The sequence below is a fragment of the Azoarcus sp. CIB genome (assembly GCF_001190925.1).
Classification (GTDB): domain Bacteria; phylum Pseudomonadota; class Gammaproteobacteria; order Burkholderiales; family Rhodocyclaceae; genus Aromatoleum.
On the sequence record NZ_CP011072.1, the window covers coordinates 1081420 to 1095950 of the forward strand.

The 14531-nt window shown below is 66.4% G+C and carries 15 protein-coding genes; 3 read left to right on the forward strand and 12 right to left on the reverse strand.

Annotated features, from left to right (window positions below):
- Window positions 1–18: 18 nt before the first annotated feature.
- Together fliG and fliF are read right to left on the reverse strand one after the other, a co-directional pair.
- On the reverse strand, window positions 19–1020 hold the full coding sequence (gene fliG / locus AzCIB_RS04835) for a flagellar motor switch protein FliG (protein WP_050414849.1): 1002 nt from the start codon (window positions 1018–1020) through the stop codon (window positions 19–21).
- Window positions 1017–2675: a flagellar basal-body MS-ring/collar protein FliF gene (gene fliF / locus AzCIB_RS04840; protein ID WP_050414850.1), complete on the reverse strand. Its 1659-nt coding sequence runs from the start codon at window positions 2673–2675 to the stop codon at window positions 1017–1019. Before fliF ends, fliG begins: the two co-directional genes overlap by 4 nt.
- Before the next feature lie 163 nt (window positions 2676–2838).
- Here fliF and AzCIB_RS04845 point away from each other — a divergent pair, with 163 nt between their 5' ends.
- The 3 genes from AzCIB_RS04845 to fliE all read left to right on the forward strand — a co-directional run bounded on the left by AzCIB_RS04845 (window position 2839) and on the right by fliE (window position 5883).
- Window positions 2839–4011: a sensor histidine kinase gene (locus tag AzCIB_RS04845; RefSeq protein ID WP_050414851.1), complete on the forward strand. Its 1173-nt coding sequence runs from the start codon at window positions 2839–2841 to the stop codon at window positions 4009–4011.
- Window positions 4008–5441 carry a sigma-54-dependent transcriptional regulator gene (locus AzCIB_RS04850; RefSeq protein WP_050414852.1) on the forward strand — a complete coding sequence of 478 codons (1434 nt, stop codon included), beginning with the start codon at window positions 4008–4010 and terminating at the stop codon, window positions 5439–5441. Before AzCIB_RS04845 ends, AzCIB_RS04850 begins: the two co-directional genes overlap by 4 nt.
- A 118-nt stretch (window positions 5442–5559) precedes the next feature.
- Window positions 5560–5883 (forward strand): flagellar hook-basal body complex protein FliE, encoded by a 324-nt coding sequence (gene fliE / locus AzCIB_RS04855; protein ID WP_050414853.1) that lies wholly within the window; start codon window positions 5560–5562, stop codon window positions 5881–5883.
- Between the two features lie 66 nt (window positions 5884–5949).
- On the opposite strand, the gene AzCIB_RS04860 is transcribed toward fliE, so the two are convergent.
- The 10 genes from AzCIB_RS04860 to AzCIB_RS24045 form a co-directional block, all read right to left on the reverse strand.
- The gene (locus AzCIB_RS04860) at window positions 5950–6720 is read right to left on the reverse strand and encodes a flagellar brake protein (RefSeq protein WP_050414854.1); all 771 of its coding nucleotides are present in this window, start codon (window positions 6718–6720) and stop codon (window positions 5950–5952) included.
- A 38-nt stretch (window positions 6721–6758) separates the two neighbouring features.
- Window positions 6759–7079 (reverse strand): EscU/YscU/HrcU family type III secretion system export apparatus switch protein, encoded by a 321-nt coding sequence (locus AzCIB_RS04865; protein ID WP_050414856.1) that lies wholly within the window; start codon window positions 7077–7079, stop codon window positions 6759–6761.
- Window positions 7066–8229, reverse strand: coding sequence for a flagellar hook-length control protein FliK (gene fliK, locus AzCIB_RS04870; RefSeq protein WP_050414857.1), 1164 nt, complete (start codon window positions 8227–8229; stop codon window positions 7066–7068). The genes AzCIB_RS04865 and fliK overlap by 14 nt, the downstream gene beginning before the upstream one ends.
- Before the next feature lie 47 nt (window positions 8230–8276).
- A complete protein-coding gene (locus tag AzCIB_RS04875) occupies window positions 8277–8609 on the reverse strand; it encodes a flagellar protein FliT (protein WP_050414859.1) in 333 nt (110 codons plus the stop codon).
- Window positions 8610–8620: 11 nt separating this feature from the next.
- On the reverse strand, window positions 8621–9031 hold the full coding sequence (gene fliS / locus AzCIB_RS04880) for a flagellar export chaperone FliS (RefSeq protein ID WP_050414860.1): 411 nt from the start codon (window positions 9029–9031) through the stop codon (window positions 8621–8623).
- Window positions 9032–9046: 15 nt separating this feature from the next.
- A complete protein-coding gene (gene fliD / locus AzCIB_RS04885) occupies window positions 9047–10471 on the reverse strand; it encodes a flagellar filament capping protein FliD (RefSeq protein ID WP_050414861.1) in 1425 nt (474 codons plus the stop codon).
- A 16-nt stretch (window positions 10472–10487) separates the two neighbouring features.
- Window positions 10488–10856 carry a flagellar protein FlaG gene (locus AzCIB_RS04890; RefSeq protein ID WP_083446876.1) on the reverse strand — a complete coding sequence of 123 codons (369 nt, stop codon included), beginning with the start codon at window positions 10854–10856 and terminating at the stop codon, window positions 10488–10490.
- An 80-nt stretch (window positions 10857–10936) separates the two neighbouring features.
- Complete coding sequence (locus AzCIB_RS04895) at window positions 10937–12139, reverse strand: flagellin (RefSeq protein ID WP_050414862.1); 1203 nt, start codon at window positions 12137–12139, stop codon at window positions 10937–10939.
- Between the two features lie 220 nt (window positions 12140–12359).
- Entirely contained in the window at window positions 12360–14180 is a 1821-nt protein-coding gene (locus AzCIB_RS04900; RefSeq protein ID WP_050414863.1) for a GGDEF domain-containing protein, read from the reverse strand.
- A gap of 147 nt (window positions 14181–14327) precedes the next feature.
- The gene (locus AzCIB_RS24045; protein WP_157058421.1) at window positions 14328–14489 is read right to left on the reverse strand and encodes a hypothetical protein; all 162 of its coding nucleotides are present in this window, start codon (window positions 14487–14489) and stop codon (window positions 14328–14330) included.
- Window positions 14490–14531 lie beyond the last annotated feature (42 nt).

The following is a 14531-nucleotide window of genomic DNA, read 5'->3' on the forward strand; positions in this document are numbered from 1 at the left end:
TACTGCCCGGCGGGCTGCTTACACGAAGGCATCTTCGGACCCCTTGCCGCTGAGCACGACCTGGCCTTCCTCGGCGAGGCGACGTACCACCTTGAGGATCTCCTTCTGTTCCGCCTCGACCTCGGACAGGCGCACCGGGCCCTTTGCCTCGAGATCCTCGCGCAGCATGTCGGCAGCGCGCTGGGACATGTTCTTGAAGATCTTTTCGCGCAGCTCCGGCGCGGCGCCCTTGAGCGCGGTGACGAGCGAATCGGACTGCACCTCGCGCAGCAGCGTCTGCACGCCGCGGTCGTCGATGTCCATGATGTTTTCGAACACGAACATCTCGTCGAGGATTTTCTGGGCGAGGTCGGGATCGTACTCGCGCACGTTGTCGAGCACCGCCGTTTCCGCCGCCACGCCTACGAAGTTGAGGATCTCGGCCGCGTGGCGCACGCCGCCCATCGAGGCCTTCTTGACCGTGGAGGCGCCCGCGAGCATGCGCGCGAGCGCCTCGTTGAGTTCCTTGAGGGCCGCGGGCTGCACGCCGTCCAGTGTCGCGATGCGCAGGATCACGTCGTTGCGCAGGCGGTCGGGGAACTGCTTGAGGATTTCGCCCGCCTGGTCGAATTCCAGGTGCACGAGGATGGTCGCGATGATCTGCGGGTGTTCGTTCTTGATCAGGTCCGCAGCGGTCACGGCGTCCATCCACTTCAGGCTCTCGATGCCCGCGGTGTCCGAGCCCTGCAGCACGCGCGCGATGATGTGCCCGGCACGTTCGTCGCCGAGCGCCTTGGTCAGCATCGCGCGGATCTGCTCTTCGTCGGCTTCCACCGGTGCGCCCTTGATGCGATGGGCCTCGAGCTCGTCGAGCACCGCCTCGACCTTCGAACGCTGTTGCGCCGGCAGGCCGGCCATCGCCATGCCGAGCTTCTGCACCTCCTTCGGGCCGAGCAGCTTGAGGACTTCCGCCGCCTCGTCCGATCCGAGCGCGAGCAACAGCATCGCGCTCTTCTCGAGGCCTTCATCCATTGAGCTCATCGCTTGCCTTCCTCATTGACGCCCATCCATTCCTTGATCAGGTTCGCGACGACTCGCGGGTCGGACGTCGCGAGTTCCTTCGCTCGGGCCAGCTTGCCATCGAAGGTGTTCGCGGGCTCCAGATGCGACAGGCTCACCACGGCGCCTTCGTCTTCCTCCTCGGGGGCGGGGGCCGGCGGAGGCGGCGGTGCCACCGTACGCAGCAGCGGACGCACGACGCCGAAATACACGAAGGCGAGGGCGACGAGAATCACGAGATACTTCAGCACCTCCTTGCCGAGGTCCACCATCTCCGGATCCTTCCACACCGGCACCTGCGCCTGCGATTCGGTGCGGCCGGCGGCGAACGGAGCGCTCGATACGTTCAGGCTGTCGCCGCGCGCCGGGTTGAAGCCCATCGCTTCGCGAACCAGGCTGGTGATGCGCGCGATTTCGTCCTCCGACAGCGCTTCCGGGCGCCTCTCGCCATTTGGCAGCGTTTCGTTGCGGTGGTTCACGACGACCGCCACGGACAGGCGCTTCACCTGGCCGAGCGCCTGTTTCGTGTGCTGGATCGTGCGGTCCAGTTCATAGTTGATCGTCGCCGCACGATTGCCCGTGACGGGCGTGGCCGGGCCGCCGGGTGCGCCGCCGGCCGCGACCGACGGCGAGGTGATCGGCGCGGTAGCGGGAACGGGCGGCTGGTTGCTCAGCGCGCCGGGTACCCCTTGCGCGGCCGGCTCGCGCATCCCCTGCTCGTTGATCTGCTGGCTGCGGATCGCCTGATCGGGCGAGGGATTCGGCTTGAAGGTCTCCGCGGTGGCCTCGACCTGGTCGAAATCGACGTCCGCCGTGACCTGGGCCTTGAAATTCTCCTGGCCCACGATCGGCGTGAGGATCGTCTCGATGCGGCGAATATAGCCCGATTCGACCTCGCGCACGTAGCTGAGCTGGGTCGCGTCCAGGCCCGCGTTGCGCAGCGGGTCGGGGCGGTTAGTGAGCAGGGTGCCGTTCTGGTCGATCACGCTGACCTGGTCGTTCGCCAACTGCGGCACGCTCGATGCGACCAGATGAACGATGCCGGCGACCTGGGCGGAATCCATCGTTCGTCCCGGGTACAGGTTCACCATCACCGACGCGGTCGGTTTCTGCTCGTCGCGCAGGAAGCCGGACTGCTTGGGAATCGCCAGATGCACGCGCGCAGAAGAGACCGACGCGATCGCCTGGATGGTGCGCGCCAGTTCGCCTTCGAGCGCGCGCTGGAAGTTGACCTGCTCGTGGAACTGCGACACGCCCAGCTTCTGGTTTTCCATCAGCTCGAAGCCGACCAGCCCGCCCTTGGGCAGGCCCTGTGCGGCAAGACGCAGACGCACATCGTGCACCATGGCTGACGGGATCAGGATCGCATTACCGGCCGGCGAAAACTTGTAAGGAACGTTCTGCTGCTGCAGCGCGGTCACGATCGCGCCGCCGTCGCGCTCCTCGAAGTTCGAGAAGAGCACTGCGTAGTCAGGCGCCCGCGACCACAGCCAGACGCCCACCAGCATTGCGATGGCGATCGCCACGGCAGCGCCGGCGGCGAGCTTCTGGCGCTGGCTCAGCTCATTGAAGCGCTGCAGCGCCTGCTGGGCCGGCGGCAGGGTTCCCCGATCAACGGCGGTGTCGGCGGTGGCCATGGTGGAGTCCTTCAATCACGTCACTTTTACGGATGACGGCATTGTCCGTCCGCGCGAGCAAATCGCGCGAGCGGAAAAGCGGCATTTTTTGCCGCCTATTTGCCGGTTACCATGGACGCATCGGGGCTTAATCTGCCAGCCGTGAAAACAGGTCCTGCACCCCATGTCCGCTGAAACGCCTCCTGCCGCCACGAATGCCGCGTCCGGCGCGGGGCAGCGCCTCGACGCGGCGCAGCTCGCCGAAGCGTTCGAGATGTTCGCGCGCGCGTCCGAAGAGCTGTCGACCGCCTACAACGCGCTGCAGGGGCAGGTCGCGCAGCTCACTGAACGCCTCGCGGTGCTGATCGGCGCGCTCCCCGCGGGCGTCGTGATGCTCGATCGTGGCGGCCGGGTCGGGCAGTGCAACGGTGCGGCCGAGGTCCTGCTGGGCGGCGATCTTGCAGGCCGTCCGTGGGACGAACTCGCCGCCGTCCTGCATGCCACCGAAACGCCGGGCGAACTGACCGTCGGCGAAGAAACGGGCGCCCGTCGCGTCTCGCTGTCCGAGGCAGCACTGGAGTCGGGCGAAGGGCGCATCATCCTGCTGCACGACGTCACCGACGCGCACCGCATGCGCCTGCAAGTCGAACGCAATGAGCGGCTGGCGGCGATGGGCGAGATGGTCGCCGGCCTCGCCCACCAGCTGCGCACGCCGCTCGCCGCCGCGCTGCTCTATACGGGCAACCTCAAGCAACCAGAGCTCGCTCCCGCCGACCGTGCGCGCGTCGCCGATCGCGCGATCGAGCGCATGCGCTACCTCGAGCGCCTGATCCGCGACATGCTGCTCTTCGCGCGCGGCGACAGCCTCGGTCGCCAGCGTTTCGGCGTCTGCGAGCTCGCCGGGGAGCTCGTGCATACCCTCGAACCGCTCGCGCGGGCGCGGCAGGTCGGGTTCTCGTCCGCCTGCGACTGCGGCGATGCGACCCTGCTCGGCGACCGCAAAGCCTTAGGCGGTGCGATCACGAACCTGCTCGAAAACGCCATCCAGGCCACCGAGGCCGGCGGCGCGGTGGACCTGTCCGCCACGCTCGAAGGCGATACCGTGCTCTTCCGCATCCGCGACAACGGCCGCGGCATCGAGCCGGCCCACCAGGCGCGCCTGTTCGACCCCTTCTTCACCACCCGGGCGGACGGCACCGGCCTGGGGCTCGCGATCGCACGTGGCGTCGCGCGCGCCCACAGCGGTGACATCGCCGTCGAATCCAGCCCGGGCAAGGGCGCCTTGTTCACCCTCAGCCTGCCGCTGCCGTGTCCCGACGAGGGGGGCGCTGCACCCGCACCGAAGGAACCCGCATGATCGAACAGATCAACATCCTCGTCGTCGAGGACGACGCCGCACTGCGCGATGCCGTGTGTCTCACGCTGGAAATGGGCGGGCATCGCGTCACCGGCGTCGATGGCGGACCGGCCGCGCTCGCGGAGCTCGGCCGGCAGGCGTTCAACCTCGTCGTCAGCGATCTGCGCATGCAGCCGATGGACGGCCTGCAACTCCTCGGCGAAATCCGCTCGCGCCTGCCCCAGCTTCCCGTCCTGCTGATGACCGCCTACGGCGACGTCGACAAGGCCGTTGCCGCGATGCGCGGCGGCGCCTGCGACTTCCTCATGAAGCCCTTCGAACCCGACGTCCTGCTCGAACACGTGCGGCGCTACGCCTCGCAGCCGCCGGGTGCCGACGACACCGTCGCCGAGGACCCGCACACGCGCAACCTGCTCGCGCTCGCCGCGCGGGTCGCCGACACCGACGCCACGGTACTGCTCAGCGGCGAATCGGGCACCGGCAAGGAAGTCTTCGCGCGCTACATCCACGATCACTCATCGCGCAAGGCGGGGGCCTTCGTCGCGATCAACTGCGCCGCCATCCCCGAGAACCTGCTCGAAGCGACGCTGTTCGGTTATGAGAAGGGCGCATTCACCGGTGCGCAGACGGCGCAGCCGGGCAAGTTCGAGCAGGCCCAGGACGGCACCATCCTGCTCGACGAGATCTCCGAAATGCCGCTCGCGCTGCAGGCCAAGCTGCTGCGCGTGCTGCAGGAACGGGAGGTCGAGCGCGTGGGCGGGAAGAAACCGGTCGCGCTCGACATTCGAGTCCTGGCGACGAGCAACCGCGACATGGTGCGGGAAGTCGCGGCCGGCCGCTTCCGCGAAGACCTGTATTACCGGCTCAATGTCTTTCCGCTTGTGATCCCGGGGCTGCGCGAACGCCCCCGCGACATCCTGCCGCTCGCGCGCCACTTCCTCGCCCGCCACGGCGAGCGCCTCAAGCGCAGCGCCCGGCTGAGCCCGGAAGCCGAGCAGCTGCTCGTGCGCCATGCCTGGCCGGGCAACGTGCGCGAACTCGAAAACGCGATGCAACGGGCACTGATTCTTGCTGCCGGCGACACGATCACGGCCGAGACGGTACATCTGTGCCTGCCGAACTGGGTCGCGGCGGAACCGGCGCCAATTGCCGAAGTGCCAAACCGGGCCGAAACGGCGCCGGTGTCAGTGTCGGTGTCGGCAAATTTTGCCGTGCCACCGGAAAATTTCGCCGTTTCGTCCCCGTCCCGGCCCGATCAGGCTGCCGCCGGGCGGCCGGCAAACATGAAGGATCTCGAGCGCGAACACATTCTCTCGACGCTGCGCGAAGTCGGCGGATCGCGCAAACGGGCCGTCGAAAAGCTCGGAATCTCGGAACGGACCTTGCGTTACAAGCTGCAGCAGTACCGTGACGAGGGTTACGAGGTGTAGTCATGGAGCTACGGTAGCGGCGGCCCGTGCATTGGCAGTCGCCCTGCAGCATCCTTTTGGCACGACGATTGCTCTGCTAGACTGAGCACAACGGATACTCCGTGTTGGAGTCGAGCGTATGGATACGCGTGGAATCAACCAGATGATCGGCGAATTGCGTGCCACCGCCCAGGCGGCGGGTGCGAAGTCGTCCGCCCCCGCCAACCAGGCTGCAGGCGGCGTCGATTTCGCCGAAGTGCTGCAGGGTGCGCTCAAGGACGTGAGCGCCGCGCAGCAGGAAGCCCGCGGCATGGCGCAGGAGTTTTCCGCCGGCGATCCGAACGTCAATCTCCAGGACGTGATGGTCAACCTGCAGAAGGCCAACCTGTCGTTCCAGCAGATGGTGCAGGTGCGCAACCGCCTCGTCACGGCGTATCAAGACATCATGAACATGCCTGTGTGACCGGGCTCCGTGCGCACAGACGAAGAAGCCGCCCCAGGGCGGCTTCTTCGTTTTCGACTACAGGATTCAGTGTTCGTCGTGCATTCGCCGGTCACGTTCGAGCTTGAACATGTAGCGCTGGATTCGTGCGGTCGCCTGGTTCGACAAGCCGATGAATTCGCAGCCGGCGCGCAGCACCTTCACTCCGTTCGCCTTCTCGATCTCGAAAAGGTTCCTGACCTTCAGGCGCACGGGCAGGGGATTGCCGTCGGGTAGCCGGAGCGAGCACTGGCCGTATTCCGTTCCGGGTTCGAAGCGAAGTTCCTTCGGCGGAACGAGGACCGCCAGTCCGCCGCCGCTGATGTCCACGATCCGTACCTGGACCTCCTGCCGGCGGCCGTCCTCGGTCACGTGGGTGACCACGCAGACGAGCGGCTCGGCCTGCAATGTGGGCAGGCGATAGAACTCGCGCCGTTGCAGGCGGATGATGCTGTCGGGAAGCGTCGCGCGCAGGGCAGGTTTGCCCGCATGCACGATGCGGGCGGGGGCCTCCAGCGCGAACTGCAACTTGATGTTGTCGAGGCGCGTCGTGCAGACCAGCCGGGCGGCGCTCCCTGCCCGGGCATTACGCACCTCGTCGGGGCAGGCATCGACGATCACGGCGCCGTCGTCGGTCAGCTCGAGCGCCAGCGTGATGAACGATTCCCCGCCGTCGATGAAGGCAGTCAGGAGCGGACGTTTCTCGACCAGTACCCTGAGCAACTGGATGATTTCGCGCGGGTCGTGTACCGCGTAGCGGGCAAACGCGTCGGCATCCAGCGGTCGCTGCGTCGTCGAGGTTTCGGACGGTTCGGGCATCGGCAACGAGTCCGGGCAAAGCCGGGTTTATAGCACGGCTAGGGGCGGGGCGGTCCGCCCGGTGCTTGTGCCTGCGTGCCTGGGGTGCCCTGTTCGACACGATAGATCCACGCGAGCAGCTCCGCGACTGCGACGTACAGCTCGGGCGGGATACGTGCGTCGAGGTCGACCTGCATCAGAAGGCCTACCAGCTCGGGGGATTCGTGCACGAACACGCCGGCCTCGTGCGCGCGCTCGATGATCTCGCGCGCGATCAGTCCGCGCCCCTTCGCAACCACGCGCGGTGCGGCGTCGCCCTTGCCGTAGGCGAGTGCGACGGCCTCGCCGCGCGGTGCCGGATCGTGCTCAGTGTTCGCCATCACGGCGCTCCGCGACGAAGCCCGTGAGCGGGACGTTGGCCGCTTCGAGGGCGCTGTCGAGCTCCGCCCGGGCGTTGGCGAGCGCCGCGACCGTCGCGTCGTCGTCCGCCATCAGGCGCAGCGCGACACCTGCGGGCGTCAGGATCAGAAGCGCCTCGACACCACCGAGCCGCGGTAGGCTGAGCCGCAAGGTGGTCTTCCATTCCGTCGACGGCTCGTCCGAACCCGGTTCGCGGTCGCGCTGCGGATCCTCGATCTCCCATTCCATCGTCTGTCCCGGCCAGACTTGGCCCTGCCAGACGTAGTTCTGCGTCGCCATCGCGTCGAGTTGCTGATAGACGACAGGGACGAGCCGATCGGGGATGGCGGCTGTACGTGCGCTCGCAGCCGGTGCCGGAGTCGTGCCTACAGCGGCGTCGGATTCGTTCGTTGCCACCGCGGACGCGGTCGATCCCTGTGCCGGTGCATTCGGTGCCATTTCGGCGGTGGCCCGCAGCAGGCCTGGCGAGCGAGCGAGGACGGCTGCATCAGCCGGGCCGCCAGACTGGGGCGCCGGCCCCCGCAAATGCTCGCCCTGAGGCTCCTGCAGGAGCGCCGAGGCAGCGAGCTTGCCGGAGAGCCATTGCACCTGGTGGGATTCGTAGAACAGGCCGCTCTGGGACAGTGCCTGCTGCAGGGCCGGGGCGAGCGTCGCGGCGGCATTGTTGGTCGGCGGCGCCGCAACGATGGGTTTTCCGGCCGCGAGCGACGCGGGCTGCGGAGCCGGCTGCCCCGTGAGCAGGAATCCGATCAGCCGCCCCGCGGCGCTGAGCGTCGGGCGAGCGCCTTCATTGCCCGCGAGCGTCGGCTCGGCGAGCTGGGCGAACACCGCCTTGGGCGTGCTTTGAGTGACGACCAGTTCCAGCGTGTCGCCGGTATTCGCGGAGTGATTGAGCGCGAGCGTGTAATCGCGTCCGCCGACGACGGCCTTGAAGGTGCCATCGGGCAGCCGGCGGTCGATCGTCGCGACGAAGCGCTCGCCGGGCAGCAGCTCGGGAAGGCGAGCCTGGATCTCGCGCACGCGCGACGTGCCGTTGATCGGCGGCTCGCTGTCGAAGAGGCTCGCCTCCGTGATCAGACGCAGGCGGGAGGCGAGATCTGAGGGGATCATCGTGTGCGCTCCTGTGTCGTCAGACCGCCCGGAGGCTGGTCAGATCCTCAGGGGCCGAAGGCGCCGTAGGCGGTGCGTACCGCACGGTCGCGTGCTGCGCCCGACAGCAGCTTGCGCACGCTGGCGAGCCACGGTTCGACGTGTTGGCGGATTTCGACGTCGTCCTCGAGCATGGTGGCGATCAGCTGCGCCTTGCGTGCCGTGTCCGCGGCGCCGAGGGGTTCCAGTAACGCACCCGCGGCGCGCATGATCTCGTCGCGCAACGCGGCCATCTCGCTTTCCAGTGTGACGAGGCGATCCCAGTCATTCGCCCGTGCCGCTTCGACCATCGCCGCCGAGACGGTACTCATCGATTCGTACAGGGAAAGAGGGGATGCCATCACCGATCTCCTCAGGCTGCCGCGGTTGCCGCATTCGGTGCGATGCCGGCCCAGGCTTCGCGCAAGGTGGCAAGCAGGCCGCGGACCTCGTCGAGTGCGGCGTGGCTGTTGTGCAGGTTTGCGTACAGCAGGCGTTCGCCCATGTAGACATACAGCGCGTCGAGCCGACCGGCGAGTTCTCCTCCGGCGACCGGATCGAGGCTGGCCTTCAGGCCGTTGACAATGATCTCGATGGCTTTGGAGATGGACTGGCCCTTGGTCGAAATATCGTTCCTTTCCATTGCTGCTGCTGCAGTGGCGATCGAAAGGATCGCGCCGTCGAAAAGCATCAGGATCAGCTTGTGCGGATCGGCCGTGCTCACGCCGGTTTCGACGCCGACCTGGGCATAGGCCGATGCGCGGTTGGATGATGAGCCGAACATTGCGTTGCTCCGGGGTTATTCGCCAATCGTTGGCAGGTTCGCGAGTTGCTGCGTGAGATAGTTACTGGTTTGCGTCATGCTGGCCACCATCGAGTCGAGCGCCGTGAATTGCGCCATGTAGCGCCTCTGGATGCCTTCCAGCCGCGCTTCGAACGCTTCACGCTGCTTGCCGATCGACTTGATGGAGGCGTTGATGCCGTCGGTGCGCCCGGCCAGCAGTCCGTCGCTGGCAAGGAAATTGTCGAGGCCGTCGGTGATCGTGGCGGCGAGGCCCTTCACACTGCCGACGCCGCCGAAGAAGGTCCCGACGTTGAGCTTCGGGTCCTGCAGCGCGGCGTCCAGCTTGGCGCTGTCGACTGCCAGTTTGCCATCAGTCTGGAAGGTGATGCCGATGTCGCTGAGGCGGCTGACATTGCCCAAGCCGGAAAGGGCGCTTCCGACCATGTTACGCACCTGGCTCTGCACGCTGCGTGCCGTGGAGTCGCCGGTCAGCGCAGACGCGGCTTTCTTTTCGGCGTCGTAATTGGTCAGGTTCCTGAGCGTGGTCTGCGTGTCGTTGTAGGCCTTGACGAAGGCGTCGATGGCGCTGCGCGCGCCGCTCTTGTCGGTCGCGACAGTGACGCTGGCCGCCGTCGTGGTCGGTTTCGTGAGGGTCAGCGTTACGCCGCTGATGACATCGCTGATGGTATTGCTGCTGCGCGTGATGGCGATGCCATCAACCGTAAATGCCGCATCCTGCGATGACTGTACCCGGGTGGTGGTCGGAGAGCCCGCCGGTGTCGCCGGGTCGTAGTTCAGGCCCACGCTGCCGCCGATGCTGAATGCCTGGTCGGCGCCGGTGTTCTTGCTGGTGATCACCAGCTGTTTGGCGGTGCCGTTATTAACCAGGTTGGCTGAGATGCCGAGATCGGCTGCGTTGATTGCGTCCCGCAGCTCCTCGATGGTCTTGCCTGTGAAGCTGAGCGTCTTGGTCGTGCCTGCCCCGGCGGTAAATGTGCCGTCGACGGTTTCGCCAGCCACGAATGCGCTGCCGATCATCTTGCCGAAGCGGATGTCCAGGGTTTGAGGCGTGACGCTGCCGTCGGCGGGTACGAACTGCGTGGTCGCGTTGCTGGCCACGCGCTGAGCTGCTGCCAGGCTGCCGACCAGCACCGAGTAGCTGCCGGCCGTCGCGCCTGCGGCGGAACTGGCGGTGAAGCCGGCGTCGGCACCGACGGTGGCCTTGGTGGCGGAAAATTTTGCCGCGTCGTTCAGCGCTTTTGCCGCCGTCTGCAGTGCGGCCAGGCTGCTCTTGATCTGGCCGAACGCCGACAGCCTGGACTGGAAGCTCGCTTCCTTCTTCGCCAGCGCCGTGAGCGGTTGACGTTCGACAGCCATCAACTGCGACACCATGCCGCTGATGTCGAGTCCGGAGCCGAGTCCTGATGCGGTCAAAGCCATGATGTCCTCCTCGCGGCTAGGCTTTCTGCTGTATCAGCAGGCCCTGAAGTCGGTCGAGAGCCTTGGAAATCGCCAGCAATTCTTCAGACGGAATCTGGCGAATCACCTCGTCGGTGGTTGAATCGACGACTTTTACCAGTGTACGCCCGGTGTCTTCATCAATCGAGAACAGCAGGTTCTGTGCCACGGGCGCCAGCACTTTTTGCACTTCGGCCACGGCCTGAATCAGTGCTTCGTGCGTGGGGGCGACTGCGGTGGGCGGGGAGGTGGCTTGCGTCGCTTGGGGCGCGGCCGGACTGGAAATCGCGCCGCGCTCGCCGGTGACCGCCCGCGTCACGCCGGCGTTCATCGCCGCTGCGTTGCTGCTGATGTTCTGAATGGTCATGATTCCACCTCTCCGATGGGCCACAGGCGCGAGACCCTTACGAGCCCCGCGCCTGTGGGTGTTGCCAGTCTAACCGAAGCTTAGCCGCGGAGCAGGCTGAGCACGTTGTTCGGCAGCGAGTTCGCCTGCGCGAGCATCGCGGTACCGGCTTGCTGCAGAATCTGGCCGCGGGTCAGGTTCGCGGTTTCCTGTGCGAAGTCGGCGTCGAGGATGCGGCTGCGGGAGGCGGACAGGTTCTCGGACGTGGTCTGCAGGTTGGCGATCGTCGAGGAGAAGCGGTTCTGGATCGCGCCGAGATCCGCCCGTGCGCCGTTGACCGCTTTCAGTGCCGCGTCCATTGCGACGATCGCGTTGTCGGCCCCTGCGGTGCTCGAGATGTCGAGCCCGGCGAAACCGGTCATGGTCGTCCCGGCTGCATCGCCGTTGGTGGCCGTCCCGACCATAGTGCCGGCGAAGCCGCCCGGGGTGTTGAAGGTGTTTGTCAGCGCGATGGTCATGTCGGTACCGTCAGCCTTGCTGATCACCAGATCGCCGCCTGCAACCGTACCGGTCGCTGTGTAAGCGCCGGCGGAGGCGGTAATAAACGCATCCACGCCGGTCTGCACTTCCGCAGCAGTTACCGTCTCTACAGCAGCGGTGGTGGTCTTGGTGAAGGCATTCGTGCCATCAACCGTGAGGGTGAAGGCTTGGCCGATTGCGCTGGACGTTGCGGTGGTAAAAGCACCCGATGCACCGCTGGTGGTGGAGGTTGCTACCGCCGAGGTCCAGCTGCCCAAGGCTGCAATGTTGGCGTCTGCAATGTTGGCGACCGTGATGGTCTGCCCCTGGTCTGCGCCAACCTGGAAGTCCTGGTTCTGGAAGCTGCCGTCGATCAGCTTCGTACCGTTGAACGATGTCTGGTTCGCGACGCGGTCGATTTCGTCCTTGAGCTGAACGACTTCCTTCTGCAGTGCGGCCCGGTCGTCCGCGGAGTTCGTTGCGTTGCGCGACTGCACGGCCAGTTCGCGGATGCGCTGGAGGTTGTTGCCGATCTCGCCGAGTGCGCCTTCGGCGGTCTGTGCGAGCGAGATGCCGTCGTTGGCGTTGCGCACGGCCTGGTTCAGGCCGCGGATCTGCGCGCCGAAGCGTTCCGAAATCGCGAGGCCGGCCGCGTCGTCCTTCGCGCTGTTGATGCGCAGGCCCGACGACAGGCGCTGCAGCGAGGTCGCGAGCGAGGCGCCGGAAGTGTTCAGGTTGCGCTGCGCATTGAGCGACGAGACGTTGGTGTTGATGACTTGTGCCATGATGTTTCTCCTAGCGAAAGGTGACTTCGGTTATCCCGGCTTCATGCCCCGTTTGCATCTGCGCGGGCGTTTTGTCTGCCGTTGAATCCATTAACGGAGGGCCCGGAAAAATCTTTAGGGAATTTGCAAGGAGATTTGTCTAGGGCCTTGCGCTGGCACCCACATGGCCCGCTAGCGCATCACTCGTGGGTGCCAGCGCCCTGCGGGGGGCGCATCCGGTTCAGACGACGGGATGTGCGACGACCTTGTTCTTGCCCGCCTGCTTCGCTTGGTACATGGCCTCGTCCGCGCGCTGTACGGTGCTTTCCACCGTGTCGTCGGGGTTCCATTGGGTGACGCCGGCGCTGAACGTGATCAACACCTTCCGCTCGTGCGTGAGGAAGAAATTGCGCGTGAGTTCGCGCTGCAGGCGCACGAGGGCGGTTTGGGCCTGTTCGAGCGTGGTGTCCGGGTAGAGCAGGATGAATTCCTCGCCGCCGTGGCGGGAGATGGTGTCCTGCGGGCGCAGGCTCTGCCGGATGATGGTGGCGAGGTGGACGAGGGCGTCGTCGCCGGTGCGGTGGCCGAAGGTGTCGTTGAGCTGCTTGAAGTTGTCGAGGTCGAGCAGGGCGAGGCTCAGGGGGCTGCCGTGGCGGCGGGCGCGGGCGGCTTCCTTGTCGAAGGTTTCTTCCAGTCCGCGGCGGTTGAGTACGCCGGTGAGCTGGTCGTGGCGCATCAGGCGGCTGGCTTCGTCGAGTTGGCGCTGCAGCTCGTTCATCCGTTCTTCGGCGTCGCGGGCGCGCTCGCGTGTGGCCACCAGGTCGTCGCGCGAGCGGCGGGCGGCGTCGCGCATCGTGAGCGTTTCGCGCATCACTTCGCCGAGGACTCCGCTGATCTCGGTGATGTCGCGTGCGGTGGAGATGCGGTCGGCACAGTTGCCGATGCGATCGTGGTAGGCGCCGGTGGTTTCGGCGAAGCTGGCGAGGTGGTCGACGAAGCCGGCGAGCAGTTCCTTGAGCGAGCGCTGGGCTTCGGAGTGGTTGTGCTTGAGCTGGCTCTGCTTGTAGATGATCTCGCGCAGGCGGCGTTCGGCGTCGTCGATGAGGCGCACGTTCGCCGGTTTGCCGAGGACGTCGCGCAGGACCTCGATCTGGCCGCTGAGCCAGCTGTCGTCGACGACGATCTGGTCGATGTTGTCGAGCAGCAGGCGCAGCAGGTTGAGCAGTCCGGCGTTGATCTCTGCCCGGTCGCCGGCGACCATTTCGAGCCGGTAGGCGAACTTGCGCATGCGCGCGGCGATGTTGCGCAGATCGTCCGAGTTGCCGGCGGCCTTGACCGATCCGGCGAGCCTGTCGGCTTCCTGCGCGAGTTCGGGCTGTTCGGTGAGCAGCGGTGGGAGCACCGTTTCGAGCGCGAGCTGCAGCAGTTCCTGGCGTGCAGCCAGCAGTTCGCCGGCTTCTCCAGATGCGATCTGGCGCATTTCGGGTGCCACACCGGCAGGGGGCGTGGGTGCGCCGGCGGACGGTGCGTTCGCTGGCGCGTTTGCTGCGTCGGACGGTTCGCGGGGGGCCGGCGCTTCGGGGTCGCCCGGCGCTTGCGTCCACGAGCGGACGAGGGCGTGCAGACGCGCGTGCAGCGTTGCGGGATCGTTGGCCGCGAGGACGCGCTCGAGCGATTCGCGCTTGCGCGCCGTGGTCCAGCCGAGCTGGCGTGCTTCCCACTGCTTGAGCAGGTTGGCGATGAGTTCGTTCCAGGCGGGCGGCTGCTCGGTCTTCAGGCTGGCAAGGTAGTCGGTCAGCGCCTGCCGGCTGGTGTCCTGGTTGCTATCCGCCAGAGCCTGGTCCAGCTGGCGGGCGATCCGCACGCGTTCGGCGGTGTCGCGTGGCAATTGCCGCGCGAGGGCGCGCACGAACTTGTCGGGGAAAGCGCCGTCGGCGTCGGGCGTTCCCGCGACCTCGTAGTAGAGGGCGCGAAAGTTGTCCGGTGTCGGCGAGATGCGCCGCGCCGCGAACAGACGCAGGACTTCGCGGGCAATTTCCGATGGCTGAGTTGGGGCGGGCATCGACAGCAGCTTTCACGCGGGCAAGTTGAGCGCCGATTATAGGGAGATCGGCGCAATACCGGACATGCGGGCAGGGATTTGCGCGTGAAATTTCTGCCGGCCGATGCATGACCGTGCCGGAGGGCTTCGACAGGCCAGGCCCGGAATTCAGCGCTCGTCGGCGGCGCTGCGAGCCTGCATTCGCATGAACCACACCGCGAAGATCGTTGCCGCCGCGAGGGTCGTCGCCTCGACGACGTGGCCGGTGCCGAGCATCAGGCCGGAGGCGCCGCCGCAGCCCATCAGCAGTCGATTGATCCACTGTTCCATATTGGTCTCCGTCGGGAAAAGAGCCCTCTCCGGGGCCGTGTT